The 6,922-nt window shown below is 69.9% G+C and carries 7 protein-coding genes and 1 pseudogene; 4 read left to right on the top strand and 4 right to left on the bottom strand.

Annotated elements, in window-relative coordinates:
- Positions 1 to 451 (top strand): annotated as a pseudogene (locus ACFY0I_RS38615) (helicase); the annotation flags it as partial.
- 216 nt (positions 452 to 667) lie between these two features.
- Here ACFY0I_RS38615 and ACFY0I_RS38610 read toward each other — a convergent pair.
- From ACFY0I_RS38610 to ACFY0I_RS38595, 4 genes are all read right to left on the bottom strand, one after another.
- The gene (locus ACFY0I_RS38610) at positions 668 to 841 is read right to left on the bottom strand and encodes a hypothetical protein (protein ID WP_281208430.1); all 174 of its coding nucleotides are present in this window, start codon (positions 839 to 841) and stop codon (positions 668 to 670) included.
- Positions 842 to 1,561: 720 nt separating this feature from the next.
- On the bottom strand, positions 1,562 to 1,828 hold the full coding sequence (locus ACFY0I_RS38605) for a hypothetical protein (protein WP_388904397.1): 267 nt from the start codon (positions 1,826 to 1,828) through the stop codon (positions 1,562 to 1,564).
- A 224-nt stretch (positions 1,829 to 2,052) separates the two neighbouring features.
- Entirely contained in the window at positions 2,053 to 2,337 is a 285-nt protein-coding gene (locus ACFY0I_RS38600) for a hypothetical protein (RefSeq protein ID WP_388904395.1), read from the bottom strand.
- Between the two features lie 78 nt (positions 2,338 to 2,415).
- Positions 2,416 to 4,053: a PP2C family protein-serine/threonine phosphatase gene (locus ACFY0I_RS38595; RefSeq protein WP_388904394.1), complete on the bottom strand. Its 1,638-nt coding sequence runs from the start codon at positions 4,051 to 4,053 to the stop codon at positions 2,416 to 2,418.
- Positions 4,054 to 4,624: 571 nt separating this feature from the next.
- On the opposite strand from ACFY0I_RS38595, the gene ACFY0I_RS38590 reads away from it, so the two are divergent.
- The 3 genes from ACFY0I_RS38590 (at position 4,625) to ACFY0I_RS38580 (ending at position 6,670) form a co-directional block, all read left to right on the top strand.
- Entirely contained in the window at positions 4,625 to 5,134 is a 510-nt protein-coding gene (locus tag ACFY0I_RS38590) for a hypothetical protein (RefSeq protein WP_388904392.1), read from the top strand.
- Positions 5,135 to 5,333: 199 nt separating this feature from the next.
- Positions 5,334 to 5,993 (top strand): heavy metal-responsive transcriptional regulator, encoded by a 660-nt coding sequence (locus ACFY0I_RS38585; RefSeq protein ID WP_388904391.1) that lies wholly within the window; start codon positions 5,334 to 5,336, stop codon positions 5,991 to 5,993.
- Positions 5,882 to 6,670: a hypothetical protein gene (locus ACFY0I_RS38580; RefSeq protein WP_388904389.1), complete on the top strand. Its 789-nt coding sequence runs from the start codon at positions 5,882 to 5,884 to the stop codon at positions 6,668 to 6,670. The genes ACFY0I_RS38585 and ACFY0I_RS38580 overlap by 112 nt, the downstream gene beginning before the upstream one ends.
- Positions 6,671 to 6,922: the final 252 nt, after the last annotated feature.

Raw genomic sequence — 6,922 nt, 5'->3', positions numbered from 1 at the left:
CGCCTACCTCGCCCAACTCCTCGCCGAGGGCGCCCGCCTCACGGCGATCGTGCCGGGGGTGACCCGGCACGGCGAGGACGTCGGACGCTGGCTCGCCACTCAACGCCGGGACTTCGACCGACTCACCGAGGGACAGCGGGCCCGACTCGCCGCGCTGGGCGTGAAAAAGGCTCCACGGGCCCGTCAGGCGCCCGCGAAGACGCCCGGGGTCTCCACGTCCGGGCGCGGCGCGCTCGCCTTCCAGACGGGCGTCCGGGCCCTCACCCAGTACCGGGAGCGCGAGGGCGAGGGCCTGCCGGGCCGTGGTCACGTCGAGGAACTCCCCGACGGGACCGAGCACCGGACCGGGGTCTGGATCGTCAACCAGAAGCAGCGCCGGGACCGGCTGCAAGCGGACCAGCTGGCCGCGCTCGCCGAGCTCGGCGTCGACTGGGCGGCGAACGCCCCCTGACACCGGGGTGGGCAAGCCTGCGACGGGAGGCTTGCCCAGCTGGCGCAAGGCTTGCCCACCCCCGCAGTCGCAAGGCTTGCCCAGGCAGGCCTAAGGCTTGCCCACCCGGCATTCGCAAGGTGGGCAAGCCCCACGACACCTTCGGGTCGAGGGCGGTCAAGGGGTTGACCGCCCTCGGGGCGCCGGAGCGTCGGCCGGCTGCGGGGGCCGGGCGGTTCAACGGGCCGCGATGAGGCCGAGGCACGCGACGACCAGGGCGACGGCCATCCCGGCCGCCGTGATCGGCGCGACGAGCGCCGGGTGCCGGTGGGCGACGTACCCGACACCGCCCGCCAGGAGCAGCGTCACGAGGACCAGGAGCAGCAGAACGGCCAGGGCGAGCGAGGACACGGGACGGTTCCCTTCGTCGGGCATGCCGAGGGTCGGCATGCGGTGCGGTGGAGCGCGGACCAGCCGGACGGGTCGTCTCGGGTTGGTCGGCAGCAGGTTGCGACAGGGAGGGGTTAGCCCCGCAAGCCGCCGCAGCACCGGCACCTGATCACCTGACGAAAGCTCATTCAATATGTGGCCGGGTAATCCCGGAACGCAGTGCGGCCCCGGCACACCGTGAGGTGCACCGGGGCCGGAGACGGTCCGGTCGTACTGCCCCAGAGCGCTCTGGGCACCGGTCCTGACCCGCACACCCATGTCGGCACGGACTCAACCCGACCCTACCCAGACAACAACCGCCAGAGACCCCGTCACACGGCCACCTGCGGACAACCGCCAGAGACTCAAGGACTCAGGAACTCAAGACCGCCAAGAGATCACCCACGGGCAGCAACGGCAGGAACTCCAACACAGCCGGCAGGCATGACCGAACACCAACCCGAGAACCAGACAACCCGACCAACACCCACGAGCAACCCAACAACCAGAAACCAACAACCAATCAACTACCTACAAGCACCTACAAAGAGAAAGTCCGGAAAGTCACCGGCCGCAGAACGGCACCTGAGCAGCCACAACGCGGAACCTCCCCGAAGTCGGCTTCCCCCCATGCTTCCCCCTCTAGGTTCCCCTCATGGTTCCCCCGGTGTTTCCCCCTCCGTCGAGGGAGGGGCCGGGGGTTCAGGCCGTGTCGCCGCGCCACCGGAACGGGCCGCCGGCGTCATCGTCGTCGGGCGCGTAGTCGGCGCGGCCGCCCGGTCCGTACAGGCCGAGATCAGTGATCAGGAGCGCACCTCCCGCCCGATCCGCCGCCGTCCAGCCGGTCACGTCGAGGAGCTGACCATCGAGGGGGCCGCCCACCGGTTCGGCGTACTCGTGCCCGGCCGTCGGCCCCGCCGGCTCCCCCGGCTCCCACCCGTACACCCGCGGCTCCATCTCACGTTCCATCCCGCCACGCTCCCACCTCGGCCCGTTCCAGTGGGTCCCGTTGAGAACAACGGGACCAGGACTGGTTCCTGAGCGACCTCCGGCGGACGCGTGATGGGAGGAGGGCTCCGCCGCAGGGCGGGCCGCCCCGGCCGGTCCTACCGGATCAGCCTCTTTGTGCGGCTGACGCGTACAAAGACACCTCATGCAGCTAGCGGGTCAAGTTGACCTTGCCCTGCGTGAGCTCAACAAGTCGCGAATGCGGACAGCAGGGTGTCTGCCCGGACCTCCAGTTCGGTCGTCATGGGTCCGTTCACGGTCACGGAGACTTCCTCGCCGCCGACCGAGCGGGCAAGCCGAACCTCGACTCCGTGCGTGTCGCCGATCAAGGGGTACAAGTACCAGCCGCCGGGCTGCTCCTCGTCGGTCTTCACAATCGCCCGTGTCACGGTCTCCCAGTCGGTGGCCTCGAAGTCATAGCCCACGTAGTGCGACAGCAACTCCAGGAACGACCGCAGGTTGCGCTCCAAGATCCATCCACCAACTTCGGCCATAACTTCCTCTCAGCACTCGGACAGACAGCCTGTCATGAGCCGAGTCCTCAGTGATCACCCAGTTGCGGCAGGAGGGCGAAATGCGATGGACGCATCGAAGAGCCCACGGTTCCGGAGTAACGCGTCACCGTGCGGCAGCTCATCCATCAAGGTTCTCGAACTCGACGGGCTCGTGGGGGCAGAACGTGCGAGGACCGGCCGGCACCACAGCGCCACCGGTCTTTCTGCAGACCTGATCGGTCGGAGTGTCGTAGGGGTCACCACGGCACCGACCGGACCACACACGTCCTGCCCTGGTCTGGACAACGCCGCCAGGGAGGCGTAGGTGGCGGTCTCCGGCAGAGGGAGGAAGTCATTTTCACGGTTGCGGGCTTCGATCACGCCGTCGGTGTAGAGCAGCAGCCGGTCACCGGGTAGAAGCGGGTAGCGCTCGGGCTTGGTGGGTAGGCCGTTGACCAGGTCTTCGAGACCGAGCGGCGGCATTGGGGACGCGGGCATCAGTGCCAAAACCTGGCCTTCGTGCAGCACCAGCGGAGGCGGGTGGCCGCGGTTGACCAGGTGCACCACATGTTCGTCCGGTACCTGGGCGATGAGCGCGGTGGTGAATCCCTCCATGAGGACTTCGGGAAGTTCTGCCTGGGAGTAGGTACCCGGTGCGGTGGCCTCTCGCCGCAGAGCGGCCGCGCAATGGTTCATGACCTCCTGCGCCTCGTTCTCGTAGTGGACGGCCTCCCGGAACGCGCCCAATGCCACCGCGACCGTGCGTATGGCGGACAGCCCTTTCCCCCGGACGTCCCCCACGATCAGGCGGACGCCGTAGCGTGTCTGCACGGCCGTGTACAGATCGCCGCCGACCTGTGCCCCTGTCCCGGCCGCGAGGCACAGGCTGGCCGCCCGTATCGGGCCCATGAGCTCGGGGACAGGCCGCAGGACGATCTCCTGAGCCGTCACGGCGATCCGGCGGACTTGATCGGGCTCGCTCTGCCTGCGCGTGCGCATCCCGTTACTCAGGATGACACCGGCCACGGACACCACGATGATCCCCAGGAAGTTGCCGATGATCAGCGGGGTCTGGGTCCCCCACGACTGGTTGTAGGTCGCCGACGCCGCGTTCACACCCGCGGCGAGGGCCGCCGCGGACAACGTGCCGATCGGGCCCATCGTCAACGCGGCCAGCGCCGGCGTCGTGGTGAGGATGGGACCGGTGACCAGATCATGTGCGGGCGAGAGCTCGATGCCCAGCACGCCGAGCGCGATGACGAAGGGCGCACACCGCGCCGGCGTGAACAGGACCTCGCCGTGACCACCCGCTCCTGGTCGGGAGAACGATCCCGGCCGCACAGGCGAGCGAGGATGTGACCTCATGGAAACAGCCTCCCCCGCAAAATGTGTCGCGGCCTCCCGGCGGCGGGGCATGGGCGGGGCGGGCGGCGCCCACGGGTCGATGGCCTCTCGCACCGGCGCCGCGGCAACGGGCGCGGTGTCCGGAGCGGGGGCGGGGGCGGGTGCGGGGACTCGGGCGCCAGCCGAAGCCGGAGCGGGAGCGGCAGCCGCCGCCGGGGTGGGCGCGGGTGCGTGGGCGGCGGCCGCGATGGTGACGCCGGCGACGGCCTGGTGGACGCCCACTTCGGCGGCGTGCGCGTCCACGATGATCCGGGCGACGTCGATGCCCTTGGCGTCGAGCCGGCCCATGTGACGACCAGCCCCCCACACCCGAGTGCATCGGCAGCTCAGCCGGCGGAAGCGAGCGGGTTCCTGAACTCTCGACGCGAACAGGCAGCAACCCGCGCGTGGCTGCGTCTTTTCCGACACTTCCTCGTCGGATTCACTGCCGTAACTTGCAGGGACCGTGATCATCACCTCCGCAGGAGGGCCCAGGGGCCTCGTATCGGCGATCGCGCAGGCCGGGGCGATGTGATCACCATGCGGGCCGCGACTCCCCGAGGTAGTGATGGGGAGATGCTCGGTCCGCGGCGCGCAGCGCTCTTCGAGCGTGCGGTCCGCGGGCGAGGCCGAGCCGGAGAGACGCTGGTCGGAGCAAGTGAGCGGGCCCAGCCGGGCTTGCCCGTCAACACGTGGGCAGGGGGCGCGGGGCCCGTACGTGTGAGAGTGGGATCGCGGATTCCGGCTGCTGGTGGGATGTGGGCGTTTCGCGGGGTGGTGTTCTGTCCGGCGGGCCGTTCCGAGCATGGTGATCTTCCTCCTGTGGTCGGCGGTGTCCGTCGGCCGGTACGTCGGTGATGGCGAGCGGTGAGGAGACGGCATGTCCGAAAGCGTGGACGTTCCGGAGTATGACGAGGCCTACTTCAAGGCCCAGGTCCAGCAGAAGAAGCGACTGGAGGGAAGCGGGGGCACCCTGCACCTGCTCACGTTCAGGGTGGAATACGAGGATGCACGCCGGCCTGCGGTGGTGCGGCAGTTGGACAGCGCGGAGGCGCTCGCCGCGATCAAGACGGACGAGTTTGTTCTGCCTGAGGGCTGCCACTACCGGATCACGGTCGACTTCCGTGTGGACGATGCGACCGTGGCCGGGGTCGTGTACACCAACAAGGTGTACCGCAAGGGTGTCAGGGTTGCCCGGGACGAGCTGATGCTGGGTTCGTTCCCGAAGCAGGAGAAGCCGCAGTCGGTGACCTTCCCCCGGCACGGCTGGGAGGATGCACCCAGCGGGATGCTGAACCGCGGGAGCTACACCGCCAAGGCGGAGCTCCACGAGGACGGGGGCAAGGCGCTCGCGGAGTTCGAGTACGCCTTCAACATCAAGACGGCCTGACCGCGCGCCCCCACGCAGTACGAGCTCCTGCGCCAGACCCTGAAGCGGTCGGCGACACCACGATCACGGGGACGGCCGCGTCGTGGGTGCGGGAAAGCCTTCCTGCCACACCCACGACGCGGTCCGCTCCGAAGCGGTGGGCTGTCGAAGGCTCGTAGACCTTCCAGTGCACTGGAAGGTCAAGGCGTAGCCTTGGGGCGTGCGCGTCGGTGACCTCGCGACGGCCGTCAAGCTGACCACGAAGACCATCCGCTTCTACGAGCAGGCCGGTCTGCTGCCCGCCCCGCCGCGCACCCCCGGCGGCTACCGCGACTACCCGCCGCAGACGCCTGCCCGGCTCGCCTTCATCCGCGAGGCCCGGGGCGCCGGCCTCACGCTCGCCGAGATCCGCTCCGTCCTCACCCTGCGCGACGGCGGTCAGGCGCCCTGCGAGCACGTCACCGGGCTGATCGACCAGCGCCTGCCGACATCGAACGCCGCCTGGGCGAGCTGGCCGCGACGCGCGAGGCCCTGCGCGGTCTGGCCCGGCGAGCGGCCCGCACCGACCCGGCCTCCTGCACCGAGGACGACATCTGCACGATCCTCGCCACGGCCGGGGATCAGCCCTGCGCAGCGTCCGCCGGCGCGGTCCGGCCGCCGGGGTGAGCCGGCCGCGGTGGAAGTCGAAGTGCCGCGTCGGACAGCGGTTGATGTCCGCGACTCCACGACGGCGCATGTCGCCTCGGCACGGGCGGTGAGGTGGCTCCTGTGGCCCTCGTCATCGTCGTCGCCGTCCTCGCGCTGCTCGCCGGTCTGGCCGCGAACCGCTGGCTCCGGCCGCATCTGGTCAGCGCCAACGACGACGAGGGTATGGCGGTGAAGGACCTGGTCGGCCCGCTGCTGACGATGACCGTCCTGCTTTTGTCCTTCGTCCTGGTCACGGCCAACGGCTCCTACGGGAAGGCCGAGGGCGCCGCGCGGGGTGAGGCCCGCGCTCTGGACCAGCTCGTGGAGACCGCCGAATACGCCCCCGCGCTGCAGCGAGGCCGCATCCAGGCCGACGCGGTCTGCTACGCCCGGGCGGTGCGTGCCCAGGAGTGGCCTGAGATGGCCGATGGGAGCGGCTCGCCGGCCCCGAGTGTGTGGTCGACCTCGTTCCGGGAGATCTTCGAGACCCTGGAGGGGAAGCCGGCCTTCGGGATGCTGGTGGCCGCCGACAACAAGCGCTCCGACGAACGCGAGGAACGCCTGACCCAGGCGACTTCCAGCATCCCCAGCACCATCTTCTGGTTCCTGCTCACCACCCTTGGCATCACGGTGGCCGCCTTGGGGATCTGCCTGCCCCGCAGGAACAACCGGGGGCAGATCATCACGCTCGTCGTGATCACCGCCCTGCTGACCACGGCCCTGGTCATCATCCGCGACGTGGACCGCCCCTTCGGCGGCATCATCAACATCTCCCCCACCGCGATCGCCGAGGCCGAGCGCGACTTCACGGCCAACCACCCGGCCTCCGAACTGCCCTGCGACGCCGACGGGAACCGACGCACCACCTGAGCCCCGACGCCGACAAGCTGGAGCGCCTCTACTGCCCGCACCCGCACCCGCGGGCGGACGACCGCAGACTGCGCAACACCCCCGCACGGCGACGTACAGCGGCACCCACGCGACAGCCGGCGGGACCCCCGACAGCCCCGGCGCCGAGCGGGCCGGAGGGCGGGGCGATCACGGGCGGCGATCGTGGCCGGTCGGGTAGTCCTGGCTCGGGCCGGTTCCTCAGCCCGAGTGGTCGCTGCCCTGGCGGTGGAA

Source organism: Streptomyces sp. NPDC001568 (genome assembly GCF_042893755.1).
Lineage (GTDB): Bacteria > Actinomycetota > Actinomycetes > Streptomycetales > Streptomycetaceae > Streptomyces.
This window is presented reverse-complemented; position numbering and strand designations above follow the sequence as displayed.

Coding starts and splice junctions, on each gene's coding strand:
- ACFY0I_RS38595 (WP_388904394.1), bottom strand. CDS start 4,053: ATGGGCCGGCTCGACGCCAAGGGCATCGACGTCGCCCGGATCATCGTG.
- ACFY0I_RS38605 (WP_388904397.1), bottom strand. CDS start 1,828: ATGGAACGTGAGATGGAGCCGCGGGTGTACGGGTGGGAGCCGGGGGAG.
- ACFY0I_RS38590 (WP_388904392.1), top strand. CDS start 4,625: ATGTCCGAAAGCGTGGACGTTCCGGAGTATGACGAGGCCTACTTCAAG.